Consider the following 14,045-nt stretch of genomic DNA (forward strand, 5'->3'; position numbering starts at 1 on the left):
AAAGCTTGCGCGCCGCGCCCTCCGGCGCCAAGGTCGTAGTGCCCTGAGCCGCCGCCGCTGCCGGGAACATTGCAGCCGGTGCAGCTGGATTCGCCGCTGCAATGCGGCATGCAGCAGCTTTAATTTGAATATCATGAGGTCTCCATCGTTGTAGAATAATTTTGTGTACAACGATTCAGAGTGCCGCTGTTGATGGCCATGCGGCCTTGACTTGGCTCAGGTTTTTTAAAAACAGATGTCGTGCAAGGCATTGAATGAACAGCTTTCGCGGCTAATTTGCGGCCTCGCTGAGATTCATGCCTTGCGTCATCGCTAAAATGGAAGAGTTCATCCATGCCACTGCATATAGGCATCGTCGGTTGCTCCGCCGAGGGCGCGGCTCTCTGCTACCGGACTATCTGTGAAGAGGGCGCTCAGGCGCTCGGGCCGTATGCCCACCCGGAAGTGTCGATGCACACACCGTCGCTGGCCGGATACGTGCATTGCCTGGAACGCGGCGACCTCGATGGCGTGGCAAGCCTGATGCTGTCGTCCGCAGAAAAACTGGCAGCGGCCGGCGCAGACTTCTTGATCTGTCCGGACAACACCATCCACCAAGCCTTCGCCCTGGTCCAGCCGCGCTCTCCGTTGCCATGGCTGCATATTGCCGACGTCGCCGCCGAAGCCGCTGTCGCGCAGGGTTTCAGGAAAGTGGGCGTCACCGGTACGCGCTGGCTGCTCGACAGCCAGGTATACCCGGACGCTCTGAGTGCGAAGGGGCTCGATTGCGTGCTACCCAGCCATGATGAACGCGTGCGGATCGGCCGCATCATCATGGATGAACTGGTGCACGGCGTCTTCAAGGCAGACAGCGTGGCCTGCTTTCAACGCGTCATCGCCGGGCTGAAAGAGCGGGGCTGCGACAGCGTCATCCTTGGCTGCACAGAGATACCGCTGATTATCAACGACCATAATTCACCGTTGCCAACGCTGGACACTACCAGGTTGCTGGCGCGCGCCGCCTTGCACAAAGCGACAGCAGCGCAGGTAATGTCGCATTCAAAACAATAAACCCCGCCCATGCCGCCATGATGAAGAAAATCGCACATTTATCGGAAACATCAGAAACATCAGAAACAAGCGATCTGCAAACAGTACAAATCCCCGCGGGGACTATTGCAATGCGGGATGACAGAACCGGCCGCAAATGGCTGGTTGAACTGGCGCCGTATGCGATTGGCCGCTATCCCGTCACCCAGGCGCAATATGCAGAGATAACCGGGTTGCGGCCTTCGTCATATGCCGGCGCTCGCAGTCCGGTAGAGAATGTCTCCTGGATTGACGCCGTCCGCTTCTGCAACTTGCTGTCAAGGGCTGCAGGCCTTGACGACAGCTACAAAATCCATGATGACGAAACGGGAGCCTCTCTTGTTGCGGAAAGCCGCGGTTATCGCCTGCCGACCGAAGCCGAGTGGGAATACGCATGCCGCGCCGGAACAAACGGCCCCAGGTACGGCGAACTCGACGATATCGCCTGGTATCGAGAAAACTCCGCGCAGCGTACGCACGAAGTAGGGCAGAAGCGGCCCAATGACTGGGGACTTTACGACACGCTAGGCAACGTTTGGGAGTGGTGCGCGGATCAATACGATCCCGAGGTCTATGGTTCGTATCGTGTGTTTCGTGGCGGTGGCTGGTCCGATCTTGAAAGAGGCTGCCTGGCCACGAACCGCCGCCGCAGCCATCCCACATTTGCCATCGACGATCTGGGTTTCCGGGTTGCACGCTCGCTTGACGTCAGCCGCAGGTGATCCCGCGCACCAACGTTACAGCGGGCGTAGAGAATGCGCCGAGAACCCATATTAAATTCGTCCCCAATCTAGGCGCGCATACGCCGCAATTCGGCGAAAACCATATCTGGTAAAATATACAGATCTGTCTGTTTGTCGGCAGTTGAACCCCTTGTTTCTCGGTATGATCGCCGGATCCGGTTGTCAGCTCCGATGGATATGCGGTTCGGCAAGCCGCGAATTTTTGCGAAGCTTGATTCATCGAGATGCAATCTGCGATCCGCCTTGCGAAACGTATCTCCCTGTGCTTTTTGACAGCCATACAACGGTATATAGATGCAGTAGAATAAAATTTCTGCTTTGTGGGCTTAATTACGTGAGACTGGTCTTGTTGAAATTTCTCAATTGAATTTCAGGGACGACAAGAAGAATTCGATGAGCAAAAAAACAGCCGGACTTTCGCCAATTGCCCGGCACACCATTCAGCTTGCTCAATGGATCTAAGTTATTTAACGATTGAATCAGGAAAAAAATGAAATTAACGCCATATGGATTATGCGTAAGAAAGATTCGATTGGAGCTAGGCCTTGCTCTGAAAGATATGGCCGCATCCTTATCCGTGAGCTCTGCTTACCTGAGTTCGATTGAACTCGGAGAAAAGGCGCTTAGTTACAAGATCGGAGACCAGGCGCTTGCTTTTCTAGCGCCAAAAATCAGCGTGGAACAATATGACGAGCTGCAGACAGCACTCGCCCAATCGATGAAAGCGGTTCCTGTTTCCGAGTTGCAGGTCGACGAGCGAAATCTTGTAGCTGCTTTCGCCCGGAAAGTGAGTGACGGGAAAGGAGTGCCGGAGGAGGTGTTGAAGTGGCTGAAATCCGGAGAGGTCGATGATGTCCACTGATGATGCACCTTGTAGTGCAAGCAGGAGGCAACTCCCAAGCTGAACAAGCGCCAGGTCTTGCAAGGCATCCGTTTTATGCTGCTGACCGACCCGTTGTCACGCCCCCCCCTGCAAGTTGAAGAGCAGGGGGCGGACATCGGCCCGGAACGCACACTACGGCACGCCAATCAAAGTAGTTTGCATGCCTCGTCGAAATCGAGGCGAGGGCTGCGCGGGAACAGCTTGTCCGGGTCGCCGTAACCCAGATTGCACAGAAAATTGGTTTTAATGTGACTGTCCGGGAAATACTCATACCCGAAGTTCGACGATGTCGCATCGGGGAAAAACTCGTGATCCACTTTCACCTGGTCGAATCCTGACATCGGTCCGCAATCCAATCCGAGGGCGCGTGCCGCCAGCATGAAATACGCTCCCTGCAGGGAACTGTTGCGCCTCGCCGTGACGCCAGCGAGCTCCGGCGTATCGGCAAACCAGGCGCGTGCGTCGGCATGCGGGAATAGTTTGGGCAACTGCTCATAGAATTTTCCGTCGTAACCAATGATGGCCGTGACCGGCGCCGCCATGGTCTTATCCACATTTCCAGGGGCCAACGCAGGCCGCAGCCGTTCCTTGGCTTCCGCTGTCCGCAAGAACAAAATCCGTGCCGGCGAACAATTGGCGCTGGTCGGCCCCCATTTCATTACATCGTAAAGACGACGCAGAATATCGTCGCTTACTGGCTTATCCAGCCACGCATTATGAGTGCGGGCTTTAAAAAACAGCAGGTCTAGTCCTTCTTCGCTTAATTGCTGGCTCATGGTCTTTCCCTCAATGTTGGTCAGATTGATCGGTGCGTTCAGTACACCAGTATAGTTGGCAGGAATGAAAATGGAATAGCTGTCTGATTCTGTAGTTGGGCAGCAATCGGGGAAGGACATGGTCCAAATTAACGCATCAGGCTGCAAACTGCATGCAACCTGCAACCGGAATCATTCCGGTTGCGGTGCTGCTACCAACGCAGGAAACGCGGCCCGCAAAGCGCTCCGACCAGGGTCGGAATCAGCATGCCCAGCACATACCAGACACCCCAGAACGGCACGCCCATTTCCGGACAGTGCAGGCAGTAAGCGACGGTGGCGATTGCACCGGACAGGAGGCCAGCGGCCGCACCAGCCAAGCGCAAGCGTGTCGGCGCCAACCTGCGCATGGCCCAGAATACGGCGATCAGCGAGGGCGCCGACAGCAGCGCAATATTGAACGGACAACTGCGCCAGGTCGCGCCCATGAGCAAGGAAGCCCGCAGCTCCGGCGGCGCCGACCAGAGGATCAATCCGGAGGCGCTCCACACCAGCAGCAGCGGCAATGCCAAGGCTGGCCCGGCATGGCCCGCGGCCAGGCCGGGACGCGCCAGGCGTGAAGCCAGCAGCAGGGCGGCAGCGCCCAACAGAAGCGGGAAGGCCAGTTTGAGCCAGAACAGGGGAGTGCCGAGCATGGCGTGGATATCCGGCCGCACGCCGTAAAGCAGCACGGTCAGGATGACAGAGCCCAGGCCGCCCAGCAGCAGCGCGCGGCCGAAGCTTTTGGCAGATGCGTGACGGTCCACCGGCGCTACGCCGGCCGCCAATAAGGAAACAAAGTCGTCTGTTTTCATGCCAAACCTCTGATTTTCGCCGCTAATGCCTTCAGGCCGCGGTGCACGCCTATTTTAACTGCGGACTCTGACAGGCCGGTGAGCTGTGCCGTTTCCGCCACTGACAAGCCTTCCAGTTTGACGTGCACGATCGGCAGGCGTTGACGGTCCGGCAATAATTCAAGCAATTTGCCGATATCGCGCTTGGCGGCTGCAGGCTGTTCGTCGCTGGCGGTAAAAATCTCCAGGTAATCGTCGAGCGGTTCATTCAAAGCCTCGTGGCGTGACCGCGCGCGCAGGAAATCGCTCAGCTTGTAGCGGGCAATCGCGTAGACCCAGGCTGTCAGGGGCTGGTCGGCGCGGAAGGTGTGTCGGCCGTTATGCACCGCCAGCAAGGTTTCCTGCACCACGTCCTCCACGTCGTCCTGCAGGTGATATAGGCGCTTTCTCAGGAAAGCACGCAAGCGCCTGCTCAGTTCGTCCAGGAAGCTGCGGTATGCCGCTGCATCGCCGTCCAGCCCCGCGAGCAGCAGCATTTTCAAGCGCTCTTCTATCGGCTGCATGGCTTCTGTTTCGCTTATTCGCTTCATGGCATTTTGATTAAAACGAACCTTAATTCAGTCGGAGGGAGGCTTGTGTTGCCGATCGTCGCGGCGACCGGCAAGAGTGGAGATTAGCTCATCGTCGCCGCTTTATTCCGTTGTGACAAGAGAAACCGCCGTAGCGGCGTTTACCAGCGCAGCCAGCGCGGACCGAGCCAGGCCCCCGCCAGCGTCGGGATCAGCATGCCGAGCGCATACCATACGCCCCAGAACGGCGGCGCCATTTCGATGCAATACAAGGTGTAGACCAGCACCGCCTGCGCTCCCGCCAGCAAGCCCGCGCCGGCGCCGGCCAGCCGCAGCCGGGTTGGCGCCAGGCCGCGCATTGCCCAGAATACGGCGCAGAAGGTCGGCGCGGACAAGATCACGATGTTCAAGGTGCAGATCCGCCAAGTGCTGCCGAGCACCAGGCCCAGCCGCAGCGCCGGCGGCGTCGCCAGGAGGAAGCCGGCGGCAGCGCTCCAGAGCGCCAGCAAAGGCAACGCCAGCATCAGCCAGCCGAGCTTGCTGTCCATGCCAGGGCGCGCCAGGCGGCTGGCGATCAGCAGCGCGGCCAGCAGCACCGCCAGCGGAAATGCCGCTTTCAGCCAGAACAGCGGCGTCGCCAGCATTTGCGGCATGTCGCTGCGGACGCCGTAAATCGCCAGCAGCAGGGCGGTTGCGCCCAGCAATCCCATGATCAAAGCGATGCCGAAGCGCTTGGCCAGTACATGGGGATCGGCGGGCTGCACGCCGGTCGCCAGCATGGCGACTAGTTCAGGGGTATTCATGGTGTTTCTCCAGACAGGCTTGCGCGGGCGCGCATGGATAGTTATTCGTCGCAGCCGTGCCTTTGGTTACAGCGGCCGCAAAAAATATTTTTTTCAATTATTTTTGCTCGCCGCTGTAACCGGATGCCGCGCTCTGGCGAATTACCTGACAGATCGCTTGCACAACACAGTTTCCAGTGCAAGCGATCGGTTCTTTTACCTCACCTTTTCTGGAGTAGACATCATGAATGCACGTAATCTCGTTACCGCCGCTTTTACCCTGGCAGCCCTGACTTCCGGCGTCGCCATGGCGCAAGACCACGCCACGCCGGCCAAACCGGCCGTGGAAAAATGCTACGGCGTGTCAGCCGCCGGCAAGAACGACTGTAAGGCGGGCGAGGGCACCACCTGCGCCGGCACCGCCAAGGTCGATTATCAAGGCAATGCCTGGAAAAACGTCCCGGCCGGCACCTGCACCAGCATCAAGACGCCGCATGGCATGGGTTCCCTGACTCCAGCCTGATGCAGACGCGGCCGGCTCATCATGGACAACCGACTTGGCGCAGGCTTGGGCCTGAAACCCCAGCACTACGACGATGCGCTGGAGTGCAGCGGGGACGGCCTCTGGTTCGAGGTCCATCCGGAAAACTACATGGTGGCCGGCGGCCCTCGGCTGGCCTGGCTGGAAGCAATCCGCCAGCGTCATCCGCTGGCCTTGCACGGCGTCTCGCTGTCGCTGGCGGCCGATGCCGCGCCGGATGAGGCGCACTTGCGCAAGCTGGCGCAGCTGGTGCGGCGTTTCCAGCCGGCGCTGGTGTCGGAGCATCTGGCGTGGTCGGCATGGAACGGCAATTACTATCCCGACCTGCTGCCGGCGCCGCGCACCGGCGAAGCACTGCTGCGCATCGCCGCCAATATTGCGCGCACCCAGGATGCCCTGGGTTGCCGCATCGCTGTAGAAAACCCTACCCATTACCTGCGCATGGAACAGCATGCCTGGAGCGAAGTCGATTTCCTGACCGAGCTGACGCGCCGCACAGGCTGTGGCTTGCTGACCGACGTCAACAATATTTTCATCAGCGCCCACAATCTGCAGTTCGATGCCGCTGCCTATATCGACAGCCTGCCGGCTGCCGCCATCATGGAAATTCACTTGGCCGGCTACAGCGCGGATGCCGATATCGGCGCGGCTTTGCTGATCGATTCGCACGATTCCCCGGTAGCGCCGGCGGTATGGGAGCTGTACCGCCGCCTGGTCGAGCGCATCGGCGCGCGTCCCACGCTGATTGAGCGGGATGACCGCTTACCTGATTTCAGCGTCCTGCTGGCCGAGCGCGGGCAGGCGCAAGACATCCTCGATCTGCAAGGAGCATCGCATGAACGCGCTGCTTAAGCAGTTCCAGGATGATTTTATCCGCGCCTTGTATGGCGAAGGAGATGCAAGCCCGCACCTGGCGGCATTGAGCGCGCAACCCGGCTTTGCGGTCTACCGGAATACGGTGATCAAGGGCTGCATCGATACCTTGGCGGCAAATTTCCTGACCGTACAGCGGCTGGTAGGCGAGCAATGGTTTCGGTCCGCCGCGCTGCTGTATGTGCGGGCGACGCCGCCGCGCGCCGTCAGCATGATGGAGTACGGCGCGGATTTCCCGCAGTTCCTAGAGCAATTTCCACCGGCGGCGGAGCTGCCTTATCTGGCCGGCGTCGCCCGGCTGGACCGATTCTGGATTGAATCTCATGCCGCATCGGATGACAGCCGGCTCGACGCCGCGGTGCTTAGCGCCCTGGCGCCGCAAGCATTGGCGCAGACCGTCCTGCGGCCTCGGGCCAGCACGCGCTGGCAGTGGTTCGCAGAACATCCGGCTTACACCATCTGGAGCGTCAACCGGGCGCAGCAAGAGATGCCCGGCGATCTGGCCTGGCAAGCGGAAGGCGCCTTGCTGACGCGCCGTGATGGCGTTGTCTGCTGGCAGCCGCTGGATTTTTCAGGCTGCGTGCTGCTTGACGCCTGCGCGGCCGGCCTGCCGCTGGAAACTGCCGCCAGCCGCGCCGCGCAAGCGGACCCCGCCCAGGATGTGGCGCGTACGCTGGCGCACCTGATGACCGCCGGCGCGTTTTCCGCAACATAACAACCACTCACTCATTCATCCATGGAGATCACTATGAACACATCCGCCATCGCCGCCGCTGCAATCCCAACCGGCTGGCGCCACCGCTGGAACAGCATCGCCGACAGACTTTCCGGCCTGGTCAGTCATTCCTTGCTGGCGCTGATCGCACGCATCGGCATTGCTGCCATGTTTTTCCTGTCGGGACGCACCAAGGTGACGGGGTTCCTGACTTTAACGGAAGGCACTTACTCCCTGTTCCGCGAGGAATACAAGATTCCGCTGATCCCGCCTGAAATCGCCGCGCATATGGCCGCCTATGCCGAACACCTTTTCCCGCTGCTGCTGGTGCTCGGCCTGTTTACGCGCTTTGCCGCGCTGGCTCTGCTCGGCATGACGCTGGTGATCGAGGTATTCGTGTATCCGGATGCCTGGCCCATCCATCTGTCTTGGGCCGGATTGCTGCTTTATCTTGTCGGGCGCGGCGGCGGCGGACTGTCCATGGATAACTGGCTTGGCATCAAATAAATACCCTGGCGATATTTGCCGGGCAAAGCGCGGTCGATTGCTGTTCCGGACATATCGCCGATTGCGCGAGGCCGGTTGAGATGCATTTATCTTGGAGATGAACGATGAAATCTACTCGCCGAATTTTTCTGGGCGCCGGCTTGTTTGCCGGCTTGTCTGTCGGGCTGGGCTCCTTGCTCACAACGACTTCCCGCGTCACCGCCGCCGAAACGCAAGAACATTTCGACGTCGTGCATACGGACGCCGAATGGCGTAGTCTGCTGAGCGCCGGCAGTTACGCTGTATTGCGGCAGGAGGCCACGGAACGTCCGTATAGCAGCCCGCTCAATGCACAGCATGGCGCCGGCGTGTTTACCTGCGCCGGCTGCGCCCGCCCTTTATTTTCTTCCAGAGCCAAGTTCGACAGCCACACCGGCTGGCCCAGTTTCTGGCAGCCGCTGGAGAACGCTGTACGCACTCGCGAAGACAGTACTTTTGGCATGCGGCGCACAGAAGTCCATTGCCAACGCTGCGGCGGCCATCTCGGCCACGTCTTCGACGATGGCCCCAAGCCGACCGGGCTGCGTTATTGCATGAACGGAATCGCGATGAATTTCACCGAATCCGCAACCTGAGCAAGGATTTTGATTTTCTTGTCTTGGGTGCTATCGATAGCTGGAGCGTCAGCAGCTGGCTCAGTGATGGCCCGAAAGGCTTCTTGGATTATTGAATTGAGGGTAGGGGAATTGCCGACCGTATATGGTAGCCAGCTGGCGGTAACGACTGAAACCCAGCCAGCTGGAGCGGTTTAGCGTTGAGATTTTGAAGCCGAACTAGATTCTAGTGATCCAGGCATGGATGACGGCACCGATCAAAAAAGCGATTGTATGGCTAACCACCAGCCACAGTACAAGCCTGTCGTTGACTGTTGCTTCCGTGTTGCTTGATTCCATGAAGCCTCCCAAGGTTGGTTTGCGAATGGGCAATATAGCATTAAAGACACAACGGGTCATTAAGAGGTCCCGAAGTCGCCGGTTTGCATCAGCTTTTCCGAGAGCGCCCTTAGCTGGGCGTTTTCCTTTTTCAGCTCCAGAATCTACCGGTGATTATTTTTCTCCCTTGTGAATGGAGGATCACTTACGCAGGGGCACTTGATAAAGGTAAGCAATTTTGAACGCGCTTACCTAAAAGTCGATACGATGGCGATCGACGCCGCCTTCTGCTACGGCGTCTTTCCTTCAGTACACGTCAGCACTTTTAGGTAAATAACGGTACCCCTAAGGCTCCTGTCACAACGTACAGTTTACCTAAAGTTCCAGACGGCTTGCGCGCAAAAATCGATTTACCTAATAATTCGGCCGGACTGTGAATGTGATCCGACTACACCGTTCAACTACCCCTCCGGGCAGTTCGTTAATCGCGATGGGCGCTAAGCGAGAAGATCTAGCACGTCGCGCGCAACTAACTTCGGCCAAATGTGGTAGGTGCGCCAGCACAATGTTTCCAAGACTGCGAACGTCGTCCGGGGCATGTTGCTCGGCCAGATACACTAGGAACCTGTCGAACCCCGCTCGAATTCCCATCTGCGCCTCTTAACCGATATGCGCTGATCAAGGTTAATAATATGTTATTTCCTGGCGGCACGGGATAAGCTCTGGAAGAGGCAAGTCGAATGTAAGGGCTGCCTAATCGTCACGCGATCGCCTTGGTTCGATATGTAGAGCGCGCCACCCTGAGGGCCGCTAGAACCCGTGTCTTGCTAGCAACTCATTGAACGGACCTGCGCACTCCTCAATCCGAAATTGCAAATTCGCTGCGATGGATTAAATTGTATGGTGCTTGTTCAGAACCTTGACTCTTCTGCGTCCTGCTAGGAGGAGATATCCATGTAACCTGACGAATAAAAAGAGCTCGTTGCGCCAACAACGAACCCCTTCTTACAACTCATAGATAGCACGGTGATTGTGCTCGCATCCTAATGCATGAGCAAGGTTACTGTGCCCCCGAATTCGGGCGCCACGGCATGGCGCCAATCTTAGATGGATGCGCCATGATCGAGTCATCCCGATTCACGCCCAGCTCGGTGGGGCCATCACACCACGTCGACGTCTTCCCAGTCTTGAAGCGCAGACGGCAGCACCGGTCGAACATCTGGTTCTTCGAATCTCCCAAGAACAACGAGCGCTTGGCAATCACATCCGATCTCGCATTCATGCATCTGGTCTTACTGGAAGGCGATACGAGCGTCGCTCGCTACGTCCTCACACGACCAGAGGACAAAGTCTGCGAACAGCCTGCGGTAACGATCTACCGGCTCAATGGAGGCATGGAGTGGTGGAGCTTTCGCCGTGCCGGAAGGCCGCGGCAAGCAGGCGGCATCGGATGCGACGCTGCACTCGCGTTGGCCGCGAGTGCAGCAGGTGCCTCATATATCGTGAAAACCGAGCGAGACCTTGTCGGCAAGGAGCTCCTGTTCGACAACTGGCTGCACCTGTGCGCCGCGATCACGCGCTGCCGGAGCGAATCGCTGGTGCGGGAGCTGTCCATCGTCACGGACGGCCTGCGCTCGCAGCGAGAACTTGTCGTAGGTAATCTAACCAGCATCTCTGGTATCGATGTGGCATGCATGTTGGCAGTCATCGCTCAGGCCATCCGGATAGGGCAGGTGCACACCGACTTGACAAACCGACTCTTTGGAAGTTCATCCATCCTATCGCGGAGCCGATCATGAGCCGCGGAGCACGCCGCACCCCGGTGCCGTTGCAATACCAGGACCTTACCTTATGGCCGCATCCGGATACATGCGTTTTGAGTCGTCCGCAACTCGACTCCTTTATTAAACGGCGTACCGCCGTGGAGATGTATGCCGCCGGCCGCCCATACGACGACATCCGGCAAGCTACCGGCAAGGTCAAGTCCGAGGTAAGGCGGCTGCTCGACCGTTGCGTTGCAATCGCCGACGACGGTTTAATCTTCGGATTCCGCGCGCTAACGGCGCACACTCCTGTGAAGGGATACCAGCGCTCCAGTCCCGTACTGCACGCCCCAGGAAGCGGCTCCGGGGGTTGCAGCGGCGCCATGACCCAGCTTCTCACGCGTTTTCCAGAAGTGGCCTCTCTGTTGCACGACGAATTCTTCAAGCAGGCGCACGGCGGCATGCCGGAAGCGCGCATCACGATTACGGCCTTACACGACAAATTCAAGGCGGCTCTGCGCGAGCATGGTTTGACAGATATGGACTGGCCTTTTAATACTGCAAATTGCGGCTACAAATCGCTCTGGAAGTACTGCACCAGTCTCAGACAGGAAAATGCACAAGCTGCGGCTCCCGCACGTGCAGGCCTGGATGCCGCCAGACGAGGTGCAATCGGCACGGGCGTGCTGCCGATCCTTCCGGCGCTGCGTCCCTATGGCGCCGTCCAGCTTGATTTTCACAAGGTTGATAGCGCCTCCGTTATCGTTCTGGAGAACGACCATGGCATCGAATTCGAGATCCCGCTCCCGCGCTGGCATTTCGGTTTAATGGTGGAAGAGCGCTTCGGCGCGGCGCTGGGCTACTGCGTTGCCCTGGAATTGACACCCAGCGGCGACAGCACGCTTGAGATAGTAAGTAGCGCCCTAGGCATTGACTACGGTAGCTTTGTCGGTGCGATCACGGTTTCCGCAGGTAAGGTGCTCGTCCACCAACTGATGCCGGAACTGGCACATCAGACGTTTGCCGTGCTCAAGGTCGACAATGGATGGGCCAATGCTGCGCATGAGGTGGTCAACAACATCATCGACACAGTCGGCTGTGCCGTCAACTTTGGTCCAACGCGCGCATGGTGGCGGCGCGCGCTGATCGAGAGAATTTTCGGCGAGCTTACACGCCGGGGGTTGCAGCGGCTTCCGTCCACACATGGAAGAGGCCCTGGCGACACGCGCATCAGCGATCCAAATGCCCAGGCTGTGAAGTTCAGGATCGGCCTACCGGACTTGGTCCAAGTATTCCAGCGTTGCCTGCGCGAGCATAACTTGGTGGCTTCAGAAGGGCTGCAGTGGACCTCGCCCATACAGTGTCTGCAATTGGCGCTCGCCAAATCCGCCAGCGGCCTGCATCCGCAGCCGTTGCCGCGATCGGTGCAGACGTACCCGCGCCTGATGATGCATGTCGAAGAGGTAACTGTGCTGGGAAGTGTTGCGAAGAACATACGTCCTTATTTCAACCTGGATCGCCACAAGCACACCAATGTTAAGTTGGCCAACTCACCGTGGCTCATCGGGCGGCAACTGGTCGTCTATGTGGACCGTCGCCTGGCGCGCATTGTGTATGCGTCGGTCAAAGACACTGGCGAGTCATTGGGCCAGATGATTCTATCCGGACCGTGGGCCAAGAGCGATTGCTCCTGGCGTGACCGGAAGCTGATGGCGCGTGCAGGCATGACACTGCGCTACCATGCCGAAGGCGAAGATCCGCTCGAAGCCGTCCGGCAAGAGAAGGTCGAGCAGCTCGCGGCCTTACGACTATTGCGACGTAAGAAATCGTCGCGGACTGCGCTCGAGGTTGCAAAGATCGATATCCAACGAGGCCGCGTCGCCGCGCTCGCGGCCGACAACCTGCCGCCTGCCGCCCCTGTTTTTCCGACAGCGGCACCTCAGCAGACCACAGCGGTCGATAGATTTGGCTTCTTGTCCATTCCTTGCATGGGCGCGACTGAGAAAGGAGGGCAATAATGGAACGTTATCAAGAAGCGAGCGGGATGGAGCATGTTGGCGTCCAACGGCGGGCACGATCGCCGGACGCCGATGTGCCGTTGCCGGTCGAGGGAGACCCAATCATGTTTCATCCCTTATTCACGGAGACGGTAATGCTGCGGACACCATCGATCGACGAAGTATTCCTTGTCGTCAAGCGGGCGGTACTCCTCCGTGAGACCGGGTGTGTATTCCAAGGAGAGAGTGGGATCGGTAAGAGCTTCGCGGTGGACATGGTGCAGGCCATGCTCCTGCGGCAGTATCCGCGCCTTTGTGTCTTCACGCACGACGCACATAATCACGAAATCCCATCCATCCGGGCGTTCTTCAAACACTTTCTGAAGAGCGTCGGGCAGAAGAAGGAGCAAAAAGGCGAGACCTACGACTTGCGCACGCGCCTAGTCAACATCCTCGTCGACCAGGCGCGCATCTCCGGCACCAACCTGATCGTATTGTTCATCGACGAAGCCAACGCAATGCTGCTTTCGGATTTCTTATTCCTGAAGGACGTGTTTAATGATTTGGTACGCGAAGGCGTTCAGATGGTGACCATCCTGATGGGGCAGTCGCCGGAGCTCCTGCACGTCATCGACATGCTCCGTACGGAGGGGCGTAATGACCTGGTCGGGCGCTTCGCTATGCGCGTGCACGCCATCCGTGGCTACAACAGTCTATCGGATTTTCAGGCGATCCTAGGCGGCATCGATCGCTGCCAATACCCGATAGGTTCAGAAATCTCCTGGACGGCATTCTTTGTGCCAATTGCCTGGAGGCAAGGTTTTCGACTGGAGCAGGAAGCGCAACGCTGCCTCGCCGCGATGCGAGCCGCTTGCAAGGACGCGTCGAAATTGGCCGAATTTCCCGCTAGGCAGGTTTTTCTAGCCGTCCGGAGCTTCTTAGTCGCTCTGTCTGGAATCGACGGCGCTGCCATGAAAGTTCCCGAGCAGGCATGGTCCGACGCTGTGCGTTATGCGCTCATTCAAGATGCGGTAGCGCGAATGAAAGCCTCATCGAAATGACGATAGATGATGAATCGATTGCAGTGGGAGGGCAGCCAGGCTGG

The 14,045-nt window shown here is 58.4% G+C and carries 15 protein-coding genes; 11 read left to right on the forward strand and 4 right to left on the reverse strand.

Going from position 1 to position 14,045, the window contains the following annotated elements; genetic code table 11:
- Nucleotides 1-333: 333 nt before the first annotated feature.
- The 3 genes from KHU30_RS03370 (at nt 334) to KHU30_RS03380 (ending at nt 2,673) form a co-directional block, all read left to right on the forward strand.
- A complete protein-coding gene (locus tag KHU30_RS03370; RefSeq protein WP_211441212.1) occupies nt 334-1,050 on the forward strand; it encodes an aspartate/glutamate racemase family protein in 717 nt (238 codons plus the stop codon).
- Between the two features lie 17 nt (nt 1,051-1,067).
- Complete coding sequence (locus tag KHU30_RS03375) at nt 1,068-1,790, forward strand: formylglycine-generating enzyme family protein (protein WP_230427166.1); 723 nt, start codon at nt 1,068-1,070, stop codon at nt 1,788-1,790.
- A 511-nt stretch (nt 1,791-2,301) separates the two neighbouring features.
- The gene (locus KHU30_RS03380; protein WP_211441213.1) at nt 2,302-2,673 is read left to right on the forward strand and encodes a helix-turn-helix domain-containing protein; all 372 of its coding nucleotides are present in this window, start codon (nt 2,302-2,304) and stop codon (nt 2,671-2,673) included.
- Nucleotides 2,674-2,840: 167 nt separating this feature from the next.
- Here KHU30_RS03380 and KHU30_RS03385 read toward each other — a convergent pair whose 3' ends face one another.
- The 4 genes from KHU30_RS03385 to KHU30_RS03400 form a co-directional block, all read right to left on the reverse strand.
- A complete protein-coding gene (locus tag KHU30_RS03385) occupies nt 2,841-3,470 on the reverse strand; it encodes a malonic semialdehyde reductase (protein WP_211441214.1) in 630 nt (209 codons plus the stop codon).
- A gap of 191 nt (nt 3,471-3,661) precedes the next feature.
- Nucleotides 3,662-4,303 (reverse strand): DUF1109 domain-containing protein, encoded by a 642-nt coding sequence (locus KHU30_RS03390; RefSeq protein WP_211441215.1) that lies wholly within the window; start codon nt 4,301-4,303, stop codon nt 3,662-3,664.
- Nucleotides 4,300-4,872 (reverse strand): sigma-70 family RNA polymerase sigma factor, encoded by a 573-nt coding sequence (locus tag KHU30_RS03395; RefSeq protein ID WP_211441216.1) that lies wholly within the window; start codon nt 4,870-4,872, stop codon nt 4,300-4,302. The genes KHU30_RS03390 and KHU30_RS03395 overlap by 4 nt, the downstream gene beginning before the upstream one ends.
- A gap of 140 nt (nt 4,873-5,012) precedes the next feature.
- Nucleotides 5,013-5,654 (reverse strand): DUF1109 domain-containing protein, encoded by a 642-nt coding sequence (locus KHU30_RS03400; protein ID WP_211441217.1) that lies wholly within the window; start codon nt 5,652-5,654, stop codon nt 5,013-5,015.
- 223 nt (nt 5,655-5,877) lie between these two features.
- Between KHU30_RS03400 and KHU30_RS03405 the strand changes: the two genes are divergently transcribed.
- The 8 genes from KHU30_RS03405 (at nt 5,878) to KHU30_RS03440 (ending at nt 14,001) form a co-directional block, all read left to right on the forward strand.
- Entirely contained in the window at nt 5,878-6,156 is a 279-nt protein-coding gene (locus KHU30_RS03405; RefSeq protein ID WP_211441218.1) for a BufA1 family periplasmic bufferin-type metallophore, read from the forward strand.
- 21 nt (nt 6,157-6,177) lie between these two features.
- Nucleotides 6,178-7,026 carry an MNIO family bufferin maturase gene (bufB, locus tag KHU30_RS03410; RefSeq protein WP_211441219.1) on the forward strand — a complete coding sequence of 283 codons (849 nt, stop codon included), beginning with the start codon at nt 6,178-6,180 and terminating at the stop codon, nt 7,024-7,026.
- Nucleotides 7,010-7,762 (forward strand): HvfC/BufC N-terminal domain-containing protein, encoded by a 753-nt coding sequence (locus KHU30_RS03415; protein ID WP_211441220.1) that lies wholly within the window; start codon nt 7,010-7,012, stop codon nt 7,760-7,762. Before bufB ends, KHU30_RS03415 begins: the two co-directional genes overlap by 17 nt.
- Before the next feature lie 33 nt (nt 7,763-7,795).
- Entirely contained in the window at nt 7,796-8,269 is a 474-nt protein-coding gene (locus KHU30_RS03420; RefSeq protein WP_211441221.1) for a DoxX family protein, read from the forward strand.
- Nucleotides 8,270-8,373: 104 nt separating this feature from the next.
- Entirely contained in the window at nt 8,374-8,883 is a 510-nt protein-coding gene (gene msrB, locus KHU30_RS03425; RefSeq protein ID WP_211441222.1) for a peptide-methionine (R)-S-oxide reductase MsrB, read from the forward strand.
- 1,415 nt (nt 8,884-10,298) lie between these two features.
- Nucleotides 10,299-10,979, forward strand: a complete 681-nt coding sequence (locus KHU30_RS03430; RefSeq protein WP_211441223.1) for a hypothetical protein — start codon at nt 10,299-10,301, stop codon at nt 10,977-10,979.
- Entirely contained in the window at nt 10,976-12,961 is a 1,986-nt protein-coding gene (locus KHU30_RS03435) for a hypothetical protein (RefSeq protein WP_211441224.1), read from the forward strand. The genes KHU30_RS03430 and KHU30_RS03435 overlap by 4 nt, the downstream gene beginning before the upstream one ends.
- On the forward strand, nt 12,961-14,001 hold the full coding sequence (locus tag KHU30_RS03440; protein WP_211441225.1) for an ATP-binding protein: 1,041 nt from the start codon (nt 12,961-12,963) through the stop codon (nt 13,999-14,001). The genes KHU30_RS03435 and KHU30_RS03440 overlap by 1 nt, the downstream gene beginning before the upstream one ends.
- The last annotated feature ends 44 nt before the right edge of the window (nt 14,002-14,045 follow it).

Source organism: Collimonas humicola, from assembly GCF_018304945.1.
Classification (GTDB): Bacteria; Pseudomonadota; Gammaproteobacteria; order Burkholderiales; family Burkholderiaceae_D; genus Collimonas; species Collimonas humicola.

Bases quoted from the DNA above. Each gene is read 5' to 3' on its own strand.
- bufB (WP_211441219.1), top strand. From the start codon at position 6,178: ATGGACAACCGACTTGGCGCAGGCTTGGGCCTGAAACCCCAGCACTAC.
- KHU30_RS03390 (WP_211441215.1), bottom strand. From the start codon at position 4,303: ATGAAAACAGACGACTTTGTTTCCTTATTGGCGGCCGGCGTAGCGCCG.
- msrB (WP_211441222.1), top strand. From the start codon at position 8,374: ATGAAATCTACTCGCCGAATTTTTCTGGGCGCCGGCTTGTTTGCCGGC.
- KHU30_RS03405 (WP_211441218.1), top strand. From the start codon at position 5,878: ATGAATGCACGTAATCTCGTTACCGCCGCTTTTACCCTGGCAGCCCTG.
- KHU30_RS03380 (WP_211441213.1), top strand. From the start codon at position 2,302: ATGAAATTAACGCCATATGGATTATGCGTAAGAAAGATTCGATTGGAG.
- KHU30_RS03440 (WP_211441225.1), top strand. From the start codon at position 12,961: ATGGAACGTTATCAAGAAGCGAGCGGGATGGAGCATGTTGGCGTCCAA.
- KHU30_RS03395 (WP_211441216.1), bottom strand. From the start codon at position 4,872: ATGAAGCGAATAAGCGAAACAGAAGCCATGCAGCCGATAGAAGAGCGC.
- KHU30_RS03435 (WP_211441224.1), top strand. From the start codon at position 10,976: ATGAGCCGCGGAGCACGCCGCACCCCGGTGCCGTTGCAATACCAGGAC.
- KHU30_RS03385 (WP_211441214.1), bottom strand. From the start codon at position 3,470: ATGAGCCAGCAATTAAGCGAAGAAGGACTAGACCTGCTGTTTTTTAAA.
- KHU30_RS03400 (WP_211441217.1), bottom strand. From the start codon at position 5,654: ATGAATACCCCTGAACTAGTCGCCATGCTGGCGACCGGCGTGCAGCCC.
- KHU30_RS03420 (WP_211441221.1), top strand. From the start codon at position 7,796: ATGAACACATCCGCCATCGCCGCCGCTGCAATCCCAACCGGCTGGCGC.
- KHU30_RS03375 (WP_230427166.1), top strand. From the start codon at position 1,068: ATGATGAAGAAAATCGCACATTTATCGGAAACATCAGAAACATCAGAA.
- KHU30_RS03430 (WP_211441223.1), top strand. From the start codon at position 10,299: ATGATCGAGTCATCCCGATTCACGCCCAGCTCGGTGGGGCCATCACAC.
- KHU30_RS03370 (WP_211441212.1), top strand. From the start codon at position 334: ATGCCACTGCATATAGGCATCGTCGGTTGCTCCGCCGAGGGCGCGGCT.
- KHU30_RS03415 (WP_211441220.1), top strand. From the start codon at position 7,010: ATGAACGCGCTGCTTAAGCAGTTCCAGGATGATTTTATCCGCGCCTTG.